The following is an 867-nucleotide window of genomic DNA, read 5'->3' as shown; positions in this document are numbered from 1 at the left end:
CGCTCGTGGTTATAGAAGTGAATGTATTCGTCAATCAGGTCATTGGCCTGCTGAAATGTTTTGAGCTTTTGGCGGTAGATACATTCGGTTTTCAGAATGCCAAAGAAATTTTCTGCCATTGCATTGTCATAGCAATTTCCCCGTCTTGACATAGACGGCGTAATACCGTATTCTTTAGTCAGGTTAAAGTACGCTTGTGAGGTATACTGAAACCCCTGGTCGCTGTGGAGCTGCAACTCCCCAGCGACTTTCTCTTTCTTCATAGCAAGGCGAACGGTGTCCAGCACCAGATTGACTGTCTGGGATGTTGCCGTTTTGTAAGCCACAATGCTGTTGTCGTACAGATCCCGGATCATGGACAAGTACAGAACGCCTTGCTCTGTATGGATATAAGAAATGTCGGTGACCCATTTGCTGTTTGGTCTTTCTGTATGGAAATCCCGATTCAGCAGATTCTCATACCTGTGAATCTGCTGCCCCAGCTGCTTCCACTGCCTGCGTCTGCGGATTTCAGACAGCAAACCGTTGGTTTTCATAATCCTGAGAATCGTTTTGGGATTCCTGTGACAACCGTTTTTCTCCAGCCACAGATGCATCCGGCGATAACCGTATGTGTTTTTGCACTTCTTCTGCTGCTGGGCAATCCGGTCTATGATTGCCTGGTTTGGATCTGGACGGTTCAGCTTATGAATGTAAGTGTAATATCCACTCCGGGAAACACCAAAGAATTTGCACATCCGGCAAATCAGATACTTTTCCCGATAACGGTAAATCACAGCATATTTTGCCTTTGCTTTCACTTCCTTCCTGTGGACCGCAGAAAATCCCGCAGCAGCTCATTCTCCATTTTCAGCCGTTCGATCTCAT

Annotated in this window: 1 protein-coding gene; it reads right to left on the bottom strand. The window is 46.4% G+C overall.

Annotated elements, in window-relative coordinates; translation table 11 throughout:
• Positions 1-800, bottom strand: an 800-nt coding sequence (locus B5G28_RS14220) for an IS3 family transposase (RefSeq protein ID WP_144265585.1), incomplete at its 3' end; no start/stop codon positions are given.
• Positions 801-867: the final 67 nt, after the last annotated feature.

Source organism: Faecalibacterium sp. An77 (assembly GCF_002161315.1).
In the GTDB taxonomy this organism is placed as follows: domain Bacteria; phylum Bacillota; class Clostridia; order Oscillospirales; family Ruminococcaceae; genus Faecalibacterium.
Note: the sequence above shows the minus strand (reverse complement) of the source record. Positions and strands in the feature narration are given on the sequence as shown.